This window comes from Arthrobacter sp. JUb119 (assembly GCF_024807995.1).
Taxonomy (GTDB): Bacteria; Actinomycetota; Actinomycetes; order Actinomycetales; family Micrococcaceae; genus Glutamicibacter.
In genome coordinates this window covers 609,078-630,131 of record NZ_JANUFE010000002.1, presented here as the reverse complement: position 1 = coordinate 630,131, position 21,054 = coordinate 609,078, and the positions used below count along the sequence as shown (strand labels likewise).

Below are 21,054 nucleotides of genomic sequence, written 5' to 3'. Positions count from 1 at the left end.
GGCATTAACGCACGAACTCTGCCGCGCACTCCCAGTCGAGGGCGCGGCAGTTTTGCGAGGTCGGGCAGCTAGGTGCGGGCGAAATAGGTGTTGCGCCGCGGCAGCTGCTGCGGATCCAGATGCTTGGGCAGGATGACATGGGGCAGGCCCTTGATCTTGACCAGTTTCAGGTAGCCGCTGTGGACCATGGTGTGGTGCAGTGCGCAGAGCGGGCAGCAGTCCTGGAGTCGGGTATGGCCGCCCTTGGCCCACGGTTTGAAGTGGTGGAATTCGATCAGTGCCGGGTCTGCCGTGCAGCCTGGGACCAGGCAGCCGCCGTCCCGGTCGCGGGCGGCAAGTTTCATCCAGCGCGGGAAGAGCCGGGCATCGCGGCCGATATCCATGACCACCCCGTCGGCGTTGTAGATCGGGCTGATCACCTTGGCTTCGCACAGCATGGTGCGCAACTGGGGCGCGGAAATTTGCACGCCGTGCGCGCTGATGCCGGTGAGCGATGCGAGATCCTGGAGATCCTCGAAGCGCGCGTGCACCACGATTTCGGGGGTGATGCGCTTGCCCTGGCTGTCGGGGCCGATATTGCGCAGGATTGCATTCAGCGCATTGAGCCGGCGTTCGGGCACCGAACAAGTTGCCGGCAAGCCCGGCAGTGGTGTGCCCGGCGGGTTCGGCGGGTCGGGATCTGGCGCGGCATCATCCGCAGGAGCTGGCAGGCCAACGCCCGCCCAGTCCGGAGCAGGTTGGTCGCTGTTCCAGAGGTGCTCCGCGGGTTCTTCCCACTCGGCCTTGCCATCAGGCGCTTGCTGGCCGCCGTCGAATTCCGGGTCGGGGTCGGGCTCCGAGCCGGGGTGTCCGCTGGAAGACGGCTCTGCGGTATCGCCGTGTTCATCGCCGGAAGGGCTGTCGCTGGCGGCGCCTGCGGCCTTGCGGGCGGCGGCGCCGGCCTTGGTGCGCTTGTTGTCGGCCTGCGTGATCAGCGATTCCCAGAGTTCCGCGTCGATCTCCCGGACACGGACGATGAATTCATGGACCCCGTTGACCACCTTGCCGCGGAAGAGGCCCAGCTTCGGGGTCGGAGCCTGGTCGTGCGCGTCCTTGTACTCCTTGATCAAGCCATTGATGCGCTTCTGCCGGATGCGGATCTGGCCTTCCCTCAGATGCGCGGCGGCATGCTCCTCCAGCAAGGTGCCGTCGGCGGCCTTGGCAGTGGCCGTGGTGGGCAGGCCGTCGAAGGTGGTGTCCTCGGGTTCGAACTTGTCCAGCGCGCGGGCGGTTTTCAGCACCTCGCGGGGATCCGGCGTGCTGTGCAGGCCCGGCAGGGCCCAGCCGGCCGGCGACAGCAAGGCCTCCGTGGACGGATCTGCGACTGGCGTGCCTGGCGCGGGGGTGCCGGCGAAGTGTTCTGCGAGCAGGGTGAATCGCGGGGCGCAGGCAGAGCCGGCGATATCCTTGCGGGCGTGGACCAGATGGGCATCCTTGACGCGGCGGTCGGCCTCGAAATAATTCACATCCAGCATCTGGGACAGGACGGTGGCCGCATCGAGGTAGAGGGTGCGGCCGGGCGCGAATTGCGCAGGGGCGCTGAAATCGGTGGTGCCCGCGCGCAGGTGGTCGAATTCGGCGAGGTCCAGGGCGTGGGCGGCGCTGGTCTCCACCTGGCTAGCCGCCATCACGACGGTGCGGGCGGCTTGCCGGCTGAAGGCTTCGGCGAAGTGGGCGTGGGCCAGCGCGAGACGCGGATCGGCGCAGCCCGAGGCCTGGGCGCAGAGGTTCTGGAACAGCAACAGGCACGCGGCTTCGGCGCGCAGCAAGCTGGCGGCGTCCAGCGGGGTGCCGCTGGCCAGCTGCTGCGCCACGGTCCCCAGGCTGGCGGCCAGTGCGGGTCCCGCGGTGCTCGTGGCGCTGGCGCTCTGAAGTGGTTCCATGCCCCGATCATCGGGCGCCATCTCGACCGGCATGGCAAAGCCGCCGCGGACTGTGGAGAAGTTCGCGGCGGCAAGCGCCCGATGGACTGGCGGCGCCGGTCAGCGCGGCTCGGCCAGCTGCAGGAAGCGGGCGGCCACTTCGGCGCCGCCGTCGGCCGCGCGGGTGGTGACCATGATGGTGTCATCCCCCGCGATGCAGCCCAGGATCGAGGGCATCTGCGAGTGGTCGATGGCCAGGGCCAGCAGGTTCGCCGCGCCCGGCGGGGTGCGCAGCACCACGATATTCCCGGAGGCCTCGGCGGTGACCAGCTGCTCGGCGCAGATCTTGGCCAGGCGCGCGTCGAGCACTTCCTGGGTGATCGCGGTCTTCGGGGAACGGTCCCCGCCTTCCTGGCGCACCGCGTAGATCAGCTGCCCGGAGTTGTCGCGGATGCGTACCGCTCCGATTTCCACCAGGTCGCGCGAGAGCGTGGCCTGGGTGACTTCCAGCCCGTCGTCCTTGAGCAGGCCGAGCAGCTCGGCCTGGGACTTGACCGAGTTGTTGCCCAGGAACGCGCGGATGCGGGCCTGGCGGGCGGTTTTGGTGCTTGGCTGGGCGGACATCCTAGAGCTCCACTCGTGGATCTTCGGCCAGGCCGGAGGCGACCATCAGCCAGGCCATCACGGCCTTCTGCGCGTGCACGCGGTTCTCGGCCTCGTCGAACACGACCGACTGCGGGCCGTCGATGACCTCGGCGTCGATCTCGTAGCCGCGGTAGGCCGGCAGGCAATGCAGCACGATCGCGTCGTCCTTGGCCAGCTTCATGGCTTCGGCGGTCACCGAGTAGCCGGTGAACAGCTGCTGGCGTTCGGCCTTCTCGGCTTCCTGGCCCATGGACACCCAGGTGTCGGTGACGACCACGTCGGCGTCTTGCAGCGCGGCGGCGGCATCGGTGGTGATCGTGGCCGATCCCCCGGTCAGCGCGGCACGCTGCTGCGCGGCCTCGATGATGCGGGCTTCGGGCAGGTAGCCCTCGGGGCCGGCGATGCGCACGTGCATGCCGGCGGTGACCCCGGCCAGCAGGTAGGAGTTGGCCATGTTGTTGGCCGCGTCGCCCAGGTAGGCCATGGTCAGCCCGGCGGTCTTGCCCTTGTGCTCGCGCACGGTGAGCAGGTCGGCGATCAGCTGGCAGGGGTGGTAGTCGTCGGATAGCGCGTTGATCACCGGAACCGAAGAGTTCGCGGCCATTTCTTCCAGGCCGGACTGGGCGAAGGTGCGCCACACGATGGTGGAGACCATGCGCTCGAGCACCTTGGCGGAATCGGCGATGGACTCCTTGTGGCCCAGCTGCGAATCGGCGGAGTTGATGATCAGCGGCGAGCCGCCGAGTTCGGCGATGCCGGCGTGGAAGGACACGCGGGTGCGGGTGGAGGTCTTGTCGAAGAAGACCGCGACGCTCTGCGGGCCGGCGAACGGCTGGTAGCCGTACTTGTCGGCCTTCATCGCCGCGGCCAGGTCCAGCACCTTGGACTGCTCGTCGGGGGTGAAATCCAGGTCGGTCAGGAAGTGGCGGGTTGCGCTCATGGTGTTAGTCCTTTGCTGTCGCAGGGGGTGGTCGCGAAGTTGCTGCCGGCCGCTAGCTGGCGGCCCTGATCAGCTGCGGCAGGGCCGCGATCAGGGTGCCCAGCTGCTCGGTGGTGATCACCAGCGGCGGGGCCAGGCGGATGGTCTTCTCGTCGGTGGCGTTGACGATGAATCCGGCATCCAGCGCCGCGGCAACCAGCTTCGGCGCGTTGGCGGATTCCAGTTCGAAGGCGGTGAGCAGCCCGGCGCCGCGCACGGCGGCGATGCCCTCGACGCCTGCCAGCTGCTCGCGCAGCCAGGCGCCGGTGGCGCGCACGTGGGCCAGCAGGTTCTGGGATTCGATGGTGTGGATGACGGCCAGGCCGGCAGCGCAGGCCACCGGGTTGCCGCCGAAGGTGGTGCCGTGGTCGCCCGGGGCCAGCCAGCGGGTGTTCTCCTCGCCGAACACGATCATCGCCCCGATCGGGAAGCCTCCGCCCAGGCCCTTGGCCAGGGTCATCACGTCCGGGATCACCGGGGCCGAGGCGAAGAACGCCCCGGTGCGGCCCATGCCGGTCTGCACCTCGTCGAAGACCAGCAGGGCGCCGGCTTCGCGGGTGATGTCGCGGGCGGCCTGCAGGTACTGCGCGGAGAGCATCTTCACGCCGGCTTCGCCCTGGATCGGCTCGATGAAGACCGCCGCGACGGTTTCGTCCACCGCGGCACGCAGCGCGTCGATGTCCCCGGCCGGGATCCAGCTGACGTTTTCGGGCAGCGGGGCGAAGGGCGCGCGGTACTTTTCCTTGTAGGTCAGCGACAGCGCGCCCAGGGTGCGGCCGTGGAAGGAATGCTCCAGGGCGATCACCTTGGTGCGCGGGGCCTGCGGCGTGCCGGCGTTGCGCCGGGTCAGCTTCAGCGCGGCCTCATTGGCTTCGGTGCCGGAGTTGGCGAAGAAGACCTTGGAGCCGGCCGGGGCGGCGGAGATGTCCAGCAGCTTCTCGGCCAGCGCGATCTGGCTGGGGGAAGTGAAGAAGTTCGAGACATGGCCCAGGGTGGACAGCTGGCTGCTGATCACGGAAGCCAGCAGCGGGTGCCCGTGGCCCAGGGTGTTGACCGCGATGCCGCCGAGCAGATCCAGGTACTGGTGGCCATCGGCGTCCCAGACATGGCAGCCGGCCCCGCGCACCAGCACGCGCTGCGGGGTGCCGAAGACGCCGAGCAGGGAGCTGGAGTAGCGTTCGGCCAGGGCGGCCGAGGACAGCTGCGCCAGCCCGGCAGCTTCAGCGGTTCCAGCCAGGGCGGAGGAGGTGGTTTCAGCGGCGTGCTCGCTCACTTGGCGTCCTTCTTTTGTGCGGTGGCCGGGAGCACCTGGGTGCCCACGCCGGCGGTGGTGAAGATTTCCAGCAGCATCGAGTGCGGGGCGCGGCCATCGACGATGTGGGCCTGGCCCACGCCCCCGTCGACGGCTTTGAGGCAGGCGCCCATTTTCGGGATCATGCCCGATTCCAGCGACGGCAGCATGGAGCGCAGCTCGTCGTTGGTGATCGAGCTGATCAGCGAGGACTTGTCCGGCCAGGCGGCGTACAGGCCCTCCACGTCGGTGAGGATCACCAGCTTGGCGGCACCCAGCGCGGTGGCCAGCGCGGCCGCGGCGGTATCCGCGTTGACGTTCAGCACCGCGCCGGTGGGCTCGCCGGATTCGTCGAACTCCGGGGCGACGGTGGAGATGACCGGGATCATCCCGGCATCCACCAGCGAGTCCACCTGGTCGGTGCGCACGGTGGTGACCTCGCCGACCAGCCCCAGGTCCACGGGCAGGCCGTCCACGACCGTGCCGGTGCGCACTGCCTGCAAGGTGGCACCGTCCTCGCCGGACATGCCCACCGAGTAGGGTCCGTGCGAGTTGATCAGGCCGACCAGGTCGCGCTGCACCTGGCCGGTGAGCACCATCCGCACCACGTCCATGGCTTCGGGGGTGGTCACCCGCAGCCCGCCGCGGAATTCGGAGTCGATCCCGAGGGTGTCGAGCATCCTGTTGATCTGCGGTCCCCCGCCGTGCACCACCACCGGGTTGATCCCGGCGTGGCGCAGGAACACGATGTCCTCGGCGAAGGCGCGGCGCAGATCGTCGTTGACCATCGCGTTGCCACCGTATTTGATGACCATCGTGGTCCCGGCGAAGCGCTGGATCCAGGGCAGCGCCTCGATGAGCGCTTCGGCCTTGGACTGGGCGATGCCCAGGTTGGTGCGGGCGGTGTGGGCCATGGGAGTGTTCCTAGTTTCTGCCTAGCTGGAGTAGGCGGAGTTCTCGTGGACGTAGTCGTGGGTCAGGTCGTTGGTCAGCACGGTGGCTTCCTCGGTGCCCGCGTTCAGGTCGATCTCGATCAACACGTTGCGTTCTTCGAGCGAAACCAGGCTGCGGTCCTCGCCCACCCCGCCGTTCTTGCAGACCATCACGGAGTTGATCGACACGTTCAGCTCATCGGGTTCGAACGCGGCCTTGGTGGTGCCGACCTCGGAGAGCACCCGGCCCCAGTTCGGATCCTTGCCGAAGACCGCGGTCTTGACCAGATTGGAGCGCGAGACGGCCTTGGATACTTCCAGGGCGTCGGCCTCGGTAGCGGCATTGAAGGTGCGGATCGCGATGGTGTGCTGCGCGCCCTCGGCGTCCTCGATCAGCTTCGCGGCCAGCTCGCAGCAGGCGTCGGTCAGCGCCGCGGTGAACTCGGCCAGGTCCGGGGCGGCGCCCGAGGCGCCGGAGGCCAGCAGCAGCACGGTGTCGTTGGTGGACATGCAGCCATCGGAGTCCGCGCGGTCGAAGCTCATCGCGGTGGCGGCGCGCAACGCGGCATCGGCCTGTGCGGAGGTCAGCACCGCATCGGTGGTGAGCACCACCAGCATGGTGGCCAGCGCCGGGGCGAGCATGCCCGCGCCCTTGGCCATGCCGCCGATGATGACCTGGCCGGAGCCCGGTGCCCCGACGATACGGGAGACCAGCTTCGGCACGGTGTCGGTGGTCATGATGCCCGCGGCGGCCGCATCGGCCGCGTTCTGGTCGTCGGCCAGCGCCCCGGCGGCAGCCTGGACCCCGGGCAGCAGCTTGTCCATGGGCAGCTGCATCCCGATCAGCCCGGTGGACGCCACGGCCACGTCGCCGGCGGAAACCGAGAGCAGCTGCGCGGCGTATTCGGCGGTCTTGTGGGTGTTCGCGAAGCCTTCGGCGCCGGTGCAGGCGTTGGCCCCGCCGGAGTTGAGCACCACGGCGTCGATGCGGCCGTCGGCCAGCACCTGCTTGGACCAGTGCACCGGGGCGGCGGCCACGCGGTTGGAGGTGAATACGCCGGCGGCGGTGAACTGCGGGCCGAGGTTCTTGACCACGACCACGTCGTTCTTGCCGGTGGACTTCAGGCCTGCCGGGACGCCGGCGGCGGCGAAGCCCGCCGGTGCGGTGACCCCGGTGGCGGCAGCGGATGGGTGGGTGTTGGTGTGCGCGAGGCTCACGGTGCAACTCCTTGCATGAGCAATCCGGTATTTTCTTCCAGTCCCAGTGCGATGTTCATCGACTGGACCGCGGCACCTGCGGTGCCCTTGGTGAGATTATCCAGTGCGGCGGTGACGATCACGCGGTTGGCGTGGGTGTCGAAGGCCAGCTGCAGCTGGACGTGGTTCGATCCCTGCACCGCCCCGGTGGTCGGCCATTGGCCCTCGGGCAGCAGGTGCACGAAGAGCTCGTCGGCATAGGCCGCGGACCAGGCTTCGCGCAGCTGCGCTTCGCTCACCTCGGGCTTGGCCTTGGCGGTGGCGGTGGTCAGGATGCCGCGCGGCATCGGGGCCAGGGTGGGTGTGAAGGAGACGGTGACCGGTTCGCCGGCGAGCTGGGAGAAGCCCTGCTCCATTTCCGGGATGTGGCGGTGGGACCCGCCCACCCCGTAGGTGCTCATCGAGCCCATGGTTTCGCTGCCCAGCAGGTTGGGCTTCAGCGACTTGCCGGCGCCCGAGGTGCCCGAGGCGGAGACGATAACCACGTCGTCGGCTTCCAGCAGGCCAGCGGCGAAGCCCGGAGCCAGGGCCAGCTGCGCGCCGGTCGGGTAGCAGCCCGGGACGGCCACGCGCTTGGTGCCCACCAGCTTTTCGCGCGCACCGGGAAGTTCGGGCAGGCCATAGGGCCAGGAGCCGGCATGCGCCGAACCGTAGAATTTCTCCCAGGCCTCGGCGGATTCCAGCCGGTGGTCCGCGCCGGCGTCGATGACCAGGGTGGATTCGGGCAGCGCCGCGGCCACGGCGGCCGATGCGCCGTGCGGCAGGGCCAGGAACACGACGTCGTGCCCGGCGAGGTTTTCCACGGTGGTGTCCAGCAGGACGCGATCGGCGAGCGCATGCAGGTGCGGGGCGATCGAGCCGAGCCGCTGCCCGGCCTGCGAATGCGCGGTGATCGCGCCAATCTCTACTTCTGGGTGGGCCGCGAGGATGCGCAGGACCTCGCCACCGGCGTATCCACTGGCGCCGGAAACAGCTACTGAAATCGTCATGACCTGATTCTACCGCGAAATATTCATGCAGGCTAATAAATATTCATAAAATTCTTCGTCACGTAACCCGACATCCGCCCCACGGTGCCCGCGCAGCGCTCCGAAGTCCTAAACTGGCCCTAGAGACCGTCCCGGCATCGCGTGCCGGGATCGAAACACGCAGCTTAAGGAGCGCGGCACTATGCAGCAGCAAGCCATTGTGGTTCACGAACCGACCGATGCCAGCGGGCTGGTCCCGGATCAGATCCCGGTCCCTGCCCCGGGCCCGGGCCAGCTGCTGGTGAAGGTCGCGGCCACCGGCGTGAACTTCATCGAAACCTACCAGCGCAGCGGCGTGTACACGGTGGACTACCCCTTCACCCCGGGCAGCGAATTCTCCGGCGTGGTGGAGCAGATCGGCGAGGGCGTGCAGAATTACCAGGTGGGCGACCGGGTGGCCACCGCCTCCGGCTCCCGGGGCTACGCCCAGTACGCGCTGGTGGAAGCCAAGCGCGCGGGCAAGGTGCCCGATGCGGTGAACCTTAACATCGCCGCCGCGCTGCCGCTGCAGGGCATGACCGCGCACTACCTGGTGCATTCGAGCTACATGGTGCGCTCCGGCGATACCGTCTTGACCTACGCGGGCGCTGGCGGCGTGGGCCTGATCCTCACCCAGCTGCTCAAGCTCAAGGGCGCCACCGTGATCACCACCGCCTCCACGCAGGAAAAGAAGGACCTGGCCAAGGCGGCCGGAGCCGACTACGTGGTGGATTACGACCAGGTGGCGGACACCGTCGCGCAGGTCACCGGCGGCGCGGGCGTGCACGCGGTCTACGACGGCATCGGCAAGGACACCTTCGAGACCTCGCTGGCAGCCCTGCGCCGGCGCGGCACCCTGGTGCTCTTCGGCGGGGCCAGCGGCCAGGTCCCGGACTTCAACCTGCAGCGGCTGAACGCCGGCGGTTCGCTGAGCGTGACCCGGCCGAAGCTCGATGACTTCCTGGCCACCGAGCAGGAGCTGCACTGGCGCTTCGGCGATATCTTCGGCTGGGTCGCCACCGGGGACATCGATGTGCGCATCGGCGCCGAGTTCCCGCTGGCCGAAGCCGCCGCGGCCCATGCCGCGCTGGAATCGCGCGCCACCACCGGCAAGGTCATCCTGGTTCCCTAGCGATGGCCGGGCATCCGCAGGCTGGGCATGCCGGCATTCACCGCGCGCTCGTTGCTGCCGCCGGTCCGCAACAGTTGAGAGATGCATGACACTTCAATCAAATTTTTCCGCTCTTAACCCGTAACACGCTTTAATGGTGACTGGAACCCTTGCGTTCCACCCCTCCAGGATCCACTTCACTTCTGGGACGCTCTCCCCCAGCGACCCATCTTGCACTCTTAGTGAAGGGACGGATCCGATCAGCATGGACAACGAACGAACTCCAGCGCCGGATGCACCAATCCATCCACCCCAGTTCCCCTCCGGAACCCTGGCGCCGGCTGCGCGCACCCTCATGGACATCCTGCAGGCCACCGCCCAGGCTCATCCCGATGCGCCGGCCATTGACGACGGCGAACGCGTAGAGAGCTACGCGGAGCTGCTCGAGGAGGTCAAGAACAAGGCCCGGCGGCTGCATGCCCAGGGCCTGGGCGCCGGCGACCGCATCGGCGTGCGCGTTGAATCGGGCACCCGGCACCTGTATGAATGGATCCTCGCGATCATGTGGGTTGGGGCCGCCTATGTCCCGGTCGATGCCGATGACCCCGACGAGCGCGCCAAGACCGTGTTCACCGAGGCCGAAGTCGCGGGCATCATCAAGGGACGCGATACCGTCGTGGCCGATAGCCAGCGCCCCAAGCCCTTTGCGAACCCGCGAATGCCTGGACTGGAAGATGACGCATGGATCATCTTCACTTCCGGTTCCACCGGCAAGCCCAAGGGCGTCGCGGTCACCCACCGTTCGGCAGCTGCCTTCGTGGATGCCGAAGCGAAGATGTTCCTGCCCGGCGATCCGCTGAACACCACCGACCGGGTACTCGCCGGACTGTCGGTCGCCTTCGATGCCTCCTGCGAGGAAATGTGGATCGCCTGGCGCAACGGCTCCTGCCTGGTCCCGGCCCCGCGCGCCCTGGTGCGCAGCGGCATGGACCTGGGCCCGTGGCTGATTTCCCGTTCCATTACCGCCGTTTCCACCGTGCCCACCCTGGCGGCGCTGTGGCCGGCGCAGGCCCTGGACTCGGTGCGCCTGCTGATTTTCGGCGGCGAGGCCTGCCCGCCGGAACTGGCCGGGCGGCTAGCCACCGAAGGCCGCGAAGTCTGGAACACCTACGGACCGACCGAAGCGACCGTGGTAGCTTGCGGCGCCACCATGGACGGCAGCGTGCCGGTGCGCATCGGCCTGCCGCTGGACGGTTGGGATCTGGCGGTGGTTGATACCGAGGGGATCCCGGTCGCCGAGGGCGAATCCGGGGAGCTGATCATCGGCGGCGTGGGACTGGCCCGCTACCTGGATCCGGAAAAGGACGCCGAGAAGTACGCGCCGATGCCCACCTTGGGCTGGGAGCGCGCCTACCGCTCGGGCGATATGGTCATCAATGACCCGCTGGGCCTGATCTTCATCGGCCGCGTGGATGACCAGGTGAAGATCGGCGGACGGCGTATCGAGCTGGGCGAAATCGACGCCGCGCTCAACTCCCTTCCCGAAGTTTCTTCCGCCGCGGTAGCGGTACGCGAGACCGCCACCGGCAACAAGGTCCTGGTCGGCTACCTGCAGGCAGCGGAAAACTATGATCTGGGGGCAGCGCGCACCCGCTTGCTTGCCGACCTGCCAGCGCCGATGGTGCCGATCCTGACGGTGATGGGCAGCCTGCCGATGAAGACCAGCGGCAAGGTGGACCGCAATGCGCTGCCGTGGCCGTTGCCGGGCGCCGAACTGGCTGCCGAGGGCTCCGGCCTGCCCGAACTCGATGAGACCGGGCAGTTTCTTGCCGAAGCTTGGCGCGGCGCGCTGGGTGCTTCGGCCGCCGGCCTGGACGCCGATTTCTTCGCTTCCGGTGGCGGGTCGCTGGCCGCGGCCCAGCTGGTTTCGGCACTGCGTGCCCGCTACCCGGACCTGACCGTCGCGCAGCTCTACGACTACCCGCGTTTTGGCGCACTGCTCGAATACCTCGGCGGCCAGCAGCAATCCGTGACGCCGGCGCAGCCGCGCACGGTCAAGCGCACCCAGCGGGGAACCCAATGGGCGCAGTCCCTGGCCGCCGTGCCGCTGTTCATCCTCTCGGGCCTGCGCTGGTTCACGTACCTCATGCTCGGACACCTGTTGCTGGTGTTCCTCGGTGTTTTCGAGGCGCACCTGCCGACCCCGTGGTACGTGCTTGCCGGCCTCTGGCTGGTCTTCGTGACCCCGGTAGGGCGCATGGGCCTGTCCATCGCGGCCACGAAGCTCTTGCTCCGCGGCTTGAAGCCGGGGACCTACCCCCGCTCGGGTTCGGTGCACCTGCGCCTCTGGGTGGCCCAGCACATCGCCGACGTGGTCGATCCGGTGTCCTTGGCGTCCGCTCCGCTGCTGCCTTGGTATGCGCGGATGCTCGGTGCGCAGATCGACCGCACCGCGACCATGCACACCCTGCCACCGGTCACCGGCATGCTGCGAGTCGGCCCCGGAGCCTCCATCGAGCCCGAGGTGGATATCTCGGGCTACTGGATCGACGGGGACAAGCTGCACGTGGGCACCATTGAGATCGGCGCCCACGCCTCCATCGGCGCCCGCAGCACCTTGGCCCCCGGGGCAGCCATCGGTGCGCACACCATCGTTGAAGCCGGATCCGCGGTCTACGGCCAGGCCCGCAGCCATTCCCGCTATGCCGGTTCGCCGGCGCAGCGCGAAGGCAAGGCCAAGCCGAAGTGGCCAACGCAGGAACCGGAGCACAAGGCGCTGCCCCGTATCCTGGGCGGCATCGGTTCCATGGCGTTGAACCTCGCACAGTGGCTTCCGGTGATCGCCGCGTTGCTGGCCATTGCCCCGGTACTTGGCAGCGCGCAATCGCTGGCCGGGATCGGCTGGCGGTTCATTCCGGCCGTGCTGCTGGGCGCCACCGTGTGGTTCCTGGCCACCATGGTGCTGACCATCGCCATTGTCCGGCTGCTTTCCATCGGCCTGGCAGAGGGGTGGCATCCGGTCACTTCCCGCGTTGGCTGGCAGGCCTGGGCTACCGAACGCGTCTTGGATACCGCCCGCGACCTGCTCTTCCCGCTCTATGCCTCGCTGTTCACCCCGATCTGGCTGCGCCTGCTCGGTGCCAAGGTGGGCCGCGATGTGGAGATCTCCACGGTGCTGCTGATTCCGAAGATGACCACCATTTCCTCGGGTGCGTTCCTGGCCGATGACACCATGGTTGCTTCCTATGAGCTCGGTGGCGGCTGGATGCACATTGCCCCGGTTCGCGTGGGCAAGAAGGCCTTCCTGGGCAACTCCGGCATCCTGCATGCCGGGCGCCGGGTGCCCAAGCGCTCGCTGATCGCGGTGCTGTCGGCCACGCCGAAGAAGATGAAGGCCGGCACCTCGTGGATCGGCTCGCCCCCGCACAAGCTGCGCCGCACCACCGTGGAAGGCGAATCGGATCTGACCTACCGCCCAACCCTGAAGCTCAAGGCGATGCGGGCGGGGTGGGAGCTGACCCGTGGCCTCGCGGTGTTCACCACGGTCGGAATTGCCGGCGGCGTGCTTTGGGCGCTGTCCGCCTTGACCGCCTACTTCAACCCGCTGGTCGCGATCCTGCTTTCCGGCGCGGTGCTGGTCCTGGCCGGAGCAGTCGCCGCCCTGGTGGCGGTCGCCGCCAAGTGGCTGGTGGTTGGCGTGATCCGCCCGGGCGAGCACGCATTGTGGAGTTCCTTCATATGGCGCACCGAAATGGTGGATTCCTTCACCGAGCTGGTCTGCGCCCAATGGTTCGCCCGCTTGGCTTCGGGCACCCCGGCCTTGGTCTGGTTCCTGCGCGCGCAGGGGGCAAAGATCGGCCATGGCGTGTGGTGCGAGAGCTACTGGTTCCCGGAAGCGGACCTGGTGACATTGGAAGACCACGCCACGGTGAACCGCGGCAGTGTCCTGCAAACCCACCTGTTCCACGACCGGATCATGTCCATCGACGCGGTGTCCCTGGGCGCCGGGGCAACGCTCGGCCCGCACAGCGTCATCCTGCCCGCCGCGCGGATCTCCGAAGGCACCACCACCGGGCCAGCCAGCCTGGTGCTGCGCGGCGAGGTGCTTCCGGCAAATACCTACTGGCGCGGTAATCCGGCGGTACGCTGGAACATCGAACCCGAGACCAAAGCCGAGCAACCGGCTGACCAACAAGCCTGAGGATTCCCCGCCGATGCCCCACCGCATACTCGATGAGTACACCAAGCACCATGGGTCCCCGACGTACACGGTGGAGCACTATGACCTGTCGTTGGTCATCAAGCTCGCCAGCAACCTGCTCGATGGCCGGGCCATGCTGCGCATCCGCGCCGTGGAGGATATCAATGAGGTCGCGTTGAACCTCAGCGGCTTGAAGATCATCAAGGCCACCTGCCAGGGGCGCAAGGTGCCGGTGGCCAAGAAGCACCACCGGATGGTCGTTTCCCTGCCAGCAGTGGTGAAAGCCGGCGAGCGCGTGGAGCTGAACCTGCGCTATGCCGGCAGCCCGCAGGCAGAAAACGGGCTGTGGGGCGAGCTTGGCTGGGAAGAGCTCACCGATGGCATCCTGGTCTCCGGCCAGCCAGTAGGCGCCTCGACCTGGTACCCGTGCAACGACCACCCCAGCCACAAGTCCAGCTACCGCTTCGAGATCTCGGCGGATGCCGGCTACCGCGTCGTGGCCAATGGCCAGCTGGTGGACCATCGCCGTTCGGCCAGCCGCGAGATGTGGGTCTACGAGCAGCGTGAGCCGATGGCCAGCTACCTCGCCACCGTGCAGATCGGCCGTTATAGCCAGATTCCTTTCGATGAAGGCGGCCACCTGGTGGCCTACTCGGTTCCGGGAACCGAGGTGCCGGTGCGCGGCGCGTTCGCGAAGCAGACGGCGATGGCCGAGCTGTTCGAGCGGAAATTCGGCCCGTACCCGTTCGAGAGCTACAAGATCGTCGTGGTCGATGACGAGCTGGAGATCCCGCTCGAAGCCCAGGGCCTGAGCATCTTCGGCAAGAACCACTTGTCGCTGCAGTGGGAAGCCCAGCGCCTGATCGCCCACGAGTTCGCGCACCAGTGGTTCGGCAACTCCCTGACTCCGGGGCGCTGGAAGGATATCTGGCTCAACGAGGGTTTCGCTTGCTTCAGCGAATGGGTGTACTCCGAAGAAGCCCAGGTGATGGCGTTGGACGAGCGTGCCCGCCACGCGTGGGCCATGCTCGAAGGCTTGCCGCAGGACATCATGGTCGGGGACCCCGGGCCCCAGGACATGTTCGATGACCGGGTGTACAAGCGCGGAGCGCTGGCCCTGTATGCGCTGATGCGGCGGCTGGGCGAAACGGACTTCTACACGATGCTTCGCCAATGGACCGCCACGCATCAGCATTCGACGGTGAGCACGCAGGAATTCGCTGACCTATTGGGCCACTACGCACCGGCGGAAGAGATCCAGGACATCCTGGACGCATGGCTGTTTTCCGAGGCGCTTCCGCCCTTCCCTGCCTGATCGGCGCACGGTGCCATGATGTTCCGGCCAGGTCCGCAGGGCTGTTGTCCTTCATCACAAATAACCCTCTGGCTTGGTCTTGTTCAGCATTTGTTCACAAGCTGTTCACCGGATGGCTCTACGGTCATTGCATGACTGTAGAGATCCCCCTGCTCGATGAAGCCTTCCAGGGCTATTCCGTCCTCGATAACGACGATGACGATCCGGTGCTCGTCCGCGCCGATGGAAGCATCGTCGATACCTGGCGGGAGAACTACCCGTATTTCCAGAAACTGGATCGCGCCACCTACGAGGCTGAAAAGCGGGCACTGCAGATCGAGCTGCTGAAACTGCAGAAATGGGCGAAAGCCCATGGCCGCCGGATCATGATCGTTTTCGAAGGCCGCGATGCGGCCGGCAAAGGCGGCACGATCAAGCGTTTCACCGAACACCTGAACCCGCGTGGCGCCCGCGTGGTGGCCTTGGAAAAGCCGAGCGAGCGCGAGTCCACCCAGTGGTACTACCAGCGCTATGTGCAGCATTTCCCCTCGGCGGGCGAGATCGTGCTCTTCGACCGCTCCTGGTACAACCGTGCCGGCGTCGAACGCGTGATGGGATTTTGCACCGAAACCCAGGTGGACCACTTCCTGGAGCAGACTCCCGCCTTCGAGAAGATGGTCGTCGACGAGGGCATCGACCTGGTGAAGTTCTGGTTCTCGGTGTCCGCCAGCGAGCAGCTGACCCGATTCACCATCCGCCGCATCGATCCGGTGCGCCAGTGGAAGCTCTCGCCCATGGATCTCGAGTCCCTGGATAAGTGGGAAAAGTACACCCAAGCCAAAAAGGAAATGTTCCTCAAGACCGATACGGAGCATGCACCGTGGACCGTGGTGAAGTCCAACGACAAGAAGCGCGCCCGGTTGCAGGCGATGCGCCACGTGCTGAACCTTTTCGAGTACAAGGGCAAGGACCACCACCTGGTAGGCTCCCCTGATCCGAAAATCGTGGGCCGCGCGGCCAAGGTGATTACCCACGGCGAAGAATTCTAGATCCGTTCCCGGTGCACCGCTGCTAGGGAACGATGACGCAGGTCCCCAGCAGCCCTTGGCCGCGCGGTCCTTCGGCGATCCAGCGACCGCTCATCGATGCGAGAGCATGCTGCGCGGCAACCGGTCCCGTAGCCCGGATTCCGGCGTGGAAACGGTGGGACTGCGCATCGACGCGAATCTCGCATTCCAGGAAATCCAGCCACTGCCTGGTCAGTGGGAACCACGCCTTGAAGATGCTTTCCTTGGCGCTGAAAATCAGCCGGTCCCAGGCGATGCCCGGATGGTGCGCCGATAGCTCGGCGGCCATCACCTGCTCTTCGGGAAGCAAGATGATGTCGAGGATTTCTGCCGGCAGCGGAGCATGCAGTTCGGCGTCGATGCCAAGGCCGCGAATATCGCTGGTGGAGGCTACTGCCGCTGCACGGAAGCCAGCGCAATGGGTCATGCTCCCCACCACGCCAGCTGGCCAGATCGGTGCCCGTTTTTGATCTGGAACCAAGGCAACGCCCGCATAGCCCAGTTGTGCCAGCGCTCGGCGAGCGCAGACACGGACAGTACGGAATTCCTGCTGCCGCTCAGGCACCGCCTCGGCGATGTACCGTTCTTCTTCCCCGTAGGATCGGCCGTCTTCCAGCTCGGTACGCGACTGGACCACATGTACCGAAGACGGCAGCAGTTCTGCGAAGATATCGTTGCCTTCCATCAGAAGCGCGAAGATCCGCCAGCGCCGGAGAAGCTTCCGCCACCAGAGTATCCGCCGGAGACTCCGCCCGACGAGCTCGCTGCTTCACGCGACTCAGCCACTGCGCTGACGCCCGCGGAATATCCGTGGTGGTAGCCACCCACGCGCCAATACATCGATGCGGGATTCAAAACGTCCAGGATGGTGCCGGAACGGCCGTCATATGCCCCGGATTCATAGCGGGATTTCTTCAATGCCGATTGCATGTCGGCCTTCTCTTCGGCACTTTCCGCATACACTTCGATTTGAGCTTGGGCGAAGACATCCAGCTTTTCGGTCAATTCGGCACGCAACTCCGATAATCCATCGAGCGCTTGATCCACCGTGATCGATTCTTCCTTCAGCTGCACTGACAGTTCGCCGAGCTGCGTGGTTGCCATTTCCCGGTAGGAAGCCAAGGCGGCCGCGCTGCCCATCAGTTCCGGCTCTACGTCGTTGAGCAACTCCCTGATCTCGTCGAGGTCCTCTTCTAGCGGCTCGGTCTGTGCATGCCACGCCTCTTCCCAGGATGCTGAACGGGTATAAAGCGCCGCCGCGGCAATGATGGCGTCATCGGTCAGGTCCAGGGACTGCGCTGTTTCGCGGAATTCCTTGGCGAAGCGAACGCCTTCGGAGCCGGACCGCTCCTTCTTGCCCGAGTCTTCCAGTGCCTGCTGCGCTGCAAAACAAGCACGGTATTTGGCCATGAACTTGGTGAAGCGCTGCTCCAGCTCGGCTGCATGCCCTGAAGCCGACGGCAGCGTACGAGCCGCCAATTCGGTTTCTTCCAGATCCATCGTGACGTTGGTCAGGTGCAAGGTCCCCTGATGCAGTTCTTCCGCGAAAGTTTTCCGACGCGTTGACCGAGTGTGCAGTGCGACGCCGCCGATAATGGCAGCCACGAGGCCTCCGACGCCCGTGGATATCCACAAGGCCGGGTGCTGGTACCAGGGCCGATTCATGATCACGGCCGCCTGATCGGCTACCGCAATGACGCCGTCGGTCCACCGGGATAGATTGAAGTCGTCGTAGCCGGCTTCGTGGATGCTCTCCATGGAGCTCTCTGAGACCTTGCGGTCTTCGCCGAAGTACGTGCCGATCTGTCCATCTCCTTCTCCTTCGATGGACAAGGTGATGATGAACAGGCCGTCGGCCCAGTAGTCGCCATAGTCTTCGGGCTTCCCTGATATCCATTCCGGATGGGATGACTTGGCGTATTCCAGCGTCTTGGTGTTGATGTCATCGGAGTATTCTCCGTTGCGGGCGTAGATTGCCACGTCCGTGGGCTCGTTGAAATCGAGCTCGTCCAGTGCATCACGCAGCCGCTGCTCATTGAGCTTGCCGGTGGAATCCTCGATGGTGACTGATTCCAGGTTCTGCCCGGCCACGACCTGCACACCGGTGGCAGCTTGCGCGGCAGGCAGGGCGCCAGCCAGCCCCAAGGAAAGTGCCGCTGCGGTACCGGCTAGTCGAATGCTCCGGGTTCGTGGGCCCACGATGCGTCTCCTTCTTTCGAGTTCCGGGTTATCTCCGGCTGATGGCCTTTCTCCTATCCTAGCGAGCCGGGGTGTGGCATCGATCATCCTTAAGACGGCTTTCGGCGCATTGGGGCCGCAACGCGCTTGTTCCAACCGGGATTCGCCGAAAAGTGATGGATTCCTCAAGCAGGTGCGTTGCATGCCTATTCATGCCTAATCAACGGATGGGAATCCTCCGGGCATGGGAGGAAAAAATGATCGATTGGTTTGAACTGGACAGCACCGCACCAAATTCGGGGCTAAAATTGCAGAATGACTAGCATTGACGATTCCGGGGCATCCGTCCTTTCAGAACCAGAGCGCGAGATCCTCACTTGGGACACCTTCGGTGAAGCTTCCCGCGAACTGGCACAGACCATTGTCGACGACGGCTTCGAGCCGGACATCGTTCTGGCAGTAGCACGAGGCGGCCTGCTGCTGGCCGGCTCGATTTCCTACGCTCTGGGCGTCAAGGCCTGCGGTGCGCTGAACGTGGAGTTCTACACCGGCATCGGCACCGTCCTGCCGGAGCCAGTGGTTCTTCCTCCAATGCTGGACGATGGCCACCTGCGCGACAAGAAGATCCTGATCGTTGACGATGTCTCCGACTCCGGCCGCACCCTTGAAAAGGTTGTCGATCTGGTGTCCGCCTGGGGCGCCGAGGTCAAGACCGTCTGCCTGTACACCAAGCCGCGCACCATCATGGTCCCGGATTACGAATGGCGCCGCACCGACAAGTGGATTACCTTCCCATGGTCGGATCTGCCACCAGTTACCGCTGGCGCAGCCAAGTAAAGTATTTGAATTTCAGCAGGGAACGGCGAGCTTTCGCCGTTCCCTGCTTTTGTTTTGAAGCTACTGCCGCGGGCGCAGGTCCAGGCTGAATCCGGGGCATTGCGGAAAGTCCCCGGTGAAGTCGGCTTCCATCCCGAAGGACTCGTAGAAGGCAATTGATTCGGGGGTGGCTTGCCAGTCCAAAATCATCGGAACCGTGCGTTGCCTAGCCCAGTGGAAAACTTCTTCAACCAGCTTCTTTCCGGTACCCGTGCGCCGGGCGGCAGGTGCCACAAATAAGTCATGCAATCGGCCAACGCTGAACGGGGCGCGCAGCCCCCGTCCGTAGTCCTGGGCCGCCGCATAGCCCGATAGCCCCTGGACGGATTCGGCAACGCAGATGAACCAGCTGGAATCCTTTACCAGCGACTGGAAATTCTTTTCAAAGTCTTCTGCGTCCAGCCCTAAACTCGGCGTAAACAGACGCGCCAGACGGTAGATCTCCGCGGTATCGCCTGATCTGGCGCGACGAATGCTATTCGAAGTAGTACTCATGCATCGATCCTAGAAGCGTTTTCGGTGCGCCGCGTGCGCCCCATGAATTTTTCCCGTTCATTATCATCTTCCGGCAGCGCCTGGCGGAAGTCAGCGAAGCGAGGCCATAAGATGTTGGCATGCGAATTGGCAGCCTCAGCGTTTTCGACGACGACGCGCTTCGCGCTGCCAGCCGAATCGAGGCTGCCGCGAACGAGAAGGCCCGTCCTGGTTGGCAAGGAATCGGTGTCGAGGCTCGAATGCTCCAGTGGCGTGCCGCTGACGGATGGAGCAAGAACCTCCGCGGTGCTTGGGAAGGTTCTTCCTTACTCGGCTTCTCGGCATCGATGACCCACCACTCCGCTCCCGACACGTCGTGGATCTATGTTTGGGTCGATCCCATCCACCAGTCGCGTTCCATCGGAAGCGCGCTAGTTTCCGCTGCTGAAGAGATTAGCCCTTCATCGGTGAAACGATTCGTCTCCAGCGCCTACCGCGGCACTTCCGCTGAACTTGGTGCCCTGGAACAGGAATTCGTTGCCCCGCTTGGCTACCACGTAGCTACTACTGAAACCGTGCTGGAGCTGGACCTTGATTCCTGGACTCCTTGGTGCCAAGGAGCCACTCGTGGCTACGAAGTTTCGACCCACGTCAACGGCGTTCCGGAGCACCTGCGAAAACAAGTTGGACAAATCAAGGGGCTCGTAGATGCGCAGGCTCCAAATGGCGAATTAGGCTGGAGCGAGTCAGCGGTTTCCGCGGAAGAATACGCTCAGGAAATCACGCAATGGATCGCCCAAGGTTCCACGGCCATTGAATCCATTGCGCTGGACAAGCACGGTGACGTGGCTGCGTGGACCTGCCTTGTTGTTGCGCCGGCACCGGAGAGCCCTTCGAATATCGACGGGACGCTCGTTCTTCGCCAGCATCGAGGACATCAGCTCGGGACAGCGGTGAAGGCAGCTAGCCTGGACGCTGCCAAACGTCTGGGGACGATTCACCGGGTAAGAACAAGCAGCGACGACCAGAATACTTGGATGCATGCGATCAATGAGAAAATCGGCTTTGTGCCGGTCGAGCATGAAGCGGTCTATCAAAAGAAATGCTCGCCTCTAGGCGGCTGATCCCTTTCCTTGCGGGCGAGCCGCAAATCGCAGCTCCAGCTGATGCAAGTACTTGCGTGGCAGGACCGCGGTCATGAGTGCGCCGCTAGGAAATTCCACCCCGGCCGCGTAGATGTACGGGTCGGTGTCGATCTCAGCACCTGCGGTTTTACTATCCTCAATCTGGACCTCTGCGTGGCCGTTGACCGTCTTCTCGGTCAACATCATCGGCGGTATCGCCGACGATTCCTGAGGCAATCCGAGCTCCTGCCGAAATTGGTTGATAAGTACGTAGTTGGCATGATCAACCAGCGCTGCGGCCAACGGCTGAGCTGCTTCTGCATCACGCGTCCATGTAGTTCTTACGGCCTCAAATAATTGCGGATAGTTCATGCGACGGACGTATTCTTCCAGCCACCGCGGCCGCTTGTACTGGTGAACGGAGCCAGGCACCACCCCTTCGACTGCACCTTGCTCCAAGCCACCCAGGAATTTCGATCGATCATCCGCAGCATCCCAAAGGGTGTAGCTGACAGTCACACTCATATCGCACAGACCATGGTCGTCATAGTTGTCTTGAATACTCAGGTATCCCGCATCGTCCGACAGTGGCTGTGCGCGCAGTCCCATTATCGCAACAGGCATGAGCTTGAGTTGTTCTGCTTGTGCCAAGCGTGGATCCGGCGTGGCCGCATCAACACGTCCATCCTTTCTCATGCCTTTAGCATGCTCCGATAT

Annotated in this window: 17 protein-coding genes; 6 read left to right on the top strand and 11 right to left on the bottom strand. The window is 65.2% G+C overall.

Going from position 1 to position 21,054, the window contains the following annotated elements; genetic code table 11:
• Window positions 1–68: 68 nt before the first annotated feature.
• The 7 genes from M2368_RS08975 to argC form a co-directional block, all read right to left on the bottom strand.
• Window positions 69–1,922, bottom strand: coding sequence for an HNH endonuclease signature motif containing protein (locus M2368_RS08975; RefSeq protein WP_498724362.1), 1,854 nt, complete (start codon window positions 1,920–1,922; stop codon window positions 69–71).
• Between the two features lie 99 nt (window positions 1,923–2,021).
• The gene (locus tag M2368_RS08970) at window positions 2,022–2,525 is read right to left on the bottom strand and encodes an arginine repressor (protein WP_105658129.1); all 504 of its coding nucleotides are present in this window, start codon (window positions 2,523–2,525) and stop codon (window positions 2,022–2,024) included.
• 1 nt (window position 2,526) lies between these two features.
• Window positions 2,527–3,486, bottom strand: coding sequence for an ornithine carbamoyltransferase (gene argF, locus M2368_RS08965; protein ID WP_105658130.1), 960 nt, complete (start codon window positions 3,484–3,486; stop codon window positions 2,527–2,529).
• Between the two features lie 52 nt (window positions 3,487–3,538).
• Window positions 3,539–4,798 carry an acetylornithine transaminase gene (locus M2368_RS08960; RefSeq protein ID WP_498724361.1) on the bottom strand — a complete coding sequence of 420 codons (1,260 nt, stop codon included), beginning with the start codon at window positions 4,796–4,798 and terminating at the stop codon, window positions 3,539–3,541.
• On the bottom strand, window positions 4,795–5,730 hold the full coding sequence (argB, locus tag M2368_RS08955; protein WP_483561429.1) for an acetylglutamate kinase: 936 nt from the start codon (window positions 5,728–5,730) through the stop codon (window positions 4,795–4,797). Before argB ends, M2368_RS08960 begins: the two co-directional genes overlap by 4 nt.
• Window positions 5,731–5,751: 21 nt before the next feature.
• The gene (gene argJ / locus M2368_RS08950) at window positions 5,752–6,966 is read right to left on the bottom strand and encodes a bifunctional glutamate N-acetyltransferase/amino-acid acetyltransferase ArgJ (RefSeq protein WP_105658133.1); all 1,215 of its coding nucleotides are present in this window, start codon (window positions 6,964–6,966) and stop codon (window positions 5,752–5,754) included.
• Window positions 6,963–7,994, bottom strand: a complete 1,032-nt coding sequence (argC, locus tag M2368_RS08945) for an N-acetyl-gamma-glutamyl-phosphate reductase (RefSeq protein ID WP_133832936.1) — start codon at window positions 7,992–7,994, stop codon at window positions 6,963–6,965. The genes argJ and argC overlap by 4 nt, the downstream gene beginning before the upstream one ends.
• 181 nt (window positions 7,995–8,175) lie before the next feature.
• Here argC and M2368_RS08940 point away from each other — a divergent pair, with 181 nt between their 5' ends.
• The 4 genes from M2368_RS08940 (at window position 8,176) to ppk2 (ending at window position 15,667) form a co-directional block, all read left to right on the top strand.
• Complete coding sequence (locus M2368_RS08940; protein WP_332487946.1) at window positions 8,176–9,144, top strand: quinone oxidoreductase family protein; 969 nt, start codon at window positions 8,176–8,178, stop codon at window positions 9,142–9,144.
• Window positions 9,145–9,388: 244 nt separating this feature from the next.
• A complete protein-coding gene (locus tag M2368_RS08935; RefSeq protein ID WP_133832937.1) occupies window positions 9,389–13,324 on the top strand; it encodes a Pls/PosA family non-ribosomal peptide synthetase in 3,936 nt (1,311 codons plus the stop codon).
• A gap of 13 nt (window positions 13,325–13,337) precedes the next feature.
• On the top strand, window positions 13,338–14,639 hold the full coding sequence (locus tag M2368_RS08930) for a M1 family metallopeptidase (RefSeq protein WP_133832938.1): 1,302 nt from the start codon (window positions 13,338–13,340) through the stop codon (window positions 14,637–14,639).
• A 131-nt stretch (window positions 14,640–14,770) separates the two neighbouring features.
• Complete coding sequence (gene ppk2 / locus M2368_RS08925) at window positions 14,771–15,667, top strand: polyphosphate kinase 2 (protein ID WP_105658137.1); 897 nt, start codon at window positions 14,771–14,773, stop codon at window positions 15,665–15,667.
• Window positions 15,668–15,689: 22 nt separating this feature from the next.
• Here ppk2 and M2368_RS08920 read toward each other — a convergent pair whose 3' ends face one another.
• Window positions 15,690–16,370, bottom strand: a complete 681-nt coding sequence (locus M2368_RS08920; RefSeq protein ID WP_105658138.1) for a 4'-phosphopantetheinyl transferase family protein — start codon at window positions 16,368–16,370, stop codon at window positions 15,690–15,692.
• Entirely contained in the window at window positions 16,370–17,884 is a 1,515-nt protein-coding gene (locus M2368_RS08915; RefSeq protein WP_166650644.1) for a DUF5129 domain-containing protein, read from the bottom strand. Before M2368_RS08915 ends, M2368_RS08920 begins: the two co-directional genes overlap by 1 nt.
• A gap of 294 nt (window positions 17,885–18,178) precedes the next feature.
• Between M2368_RS08915 and M2368_RS08910 the strand changes: the two genes are divergently transcribed.
• Window positions 18,179–18,700: a phosphoribosyltransferase gene (locus tag M2368_RS08910; RefSeq protein WP_105658140.1), complete on the top strand. Its 522-nt coding sequence runs from the start codon at window positions 18,179–18,181 to the stop codon at window positions 18,698–18,700.
• A gap of 60 nt (window positions 18,701–18,760) precedes the next feature.
• Here the strand turns inward: M2368_RS08910 and M2368_RS08905 are convergent, their stop codons facing one another.
• A complete protein-coding gene (locus M2368_RS08905; protein WP_133832940.1) occupies window positions 18,761–19,234 on the bottom strand; it encodes a GNAT family N-acetyltransferase in 474 nt (157 codons plus the stop codon).
• 119 nt (window positions 19,235–19,353) lie between these two features.
• On the opposite strand from M2368_RS08905, the gene M2368_RS08900 reads away from it, so the two are divergent.
• Window positions 19,354–20,337: a GNAT family N-acetyltransferase gene (locus M2368_RS08900; RefSeq protein ID WP_133832941.1), complete on the top strand. Its 984-nt coding sequence runs from the start codon at window positions 19,354–19,356 to the stop codon at window positions 20,335–20,337.
• Here the strand turns inward: M2368_RS08900 and M2368_RS08895 are convergent.
• A complete protein-coding gene (locus tag M2368_RS08895) occupies window positions 20,326–21,033 on the bottom strand; it encodes a hypothetical protein (protein ID WP_133832942.1) in 708 nt (235 codons plus the stop codon). The two genes, M2368_RS08900 and M2368_RS08895, sit on opposite strands and share 12 nt — an antisense overlap.
• Window positions 21,034–21,054: the final 21 nt, after the last annotated feature.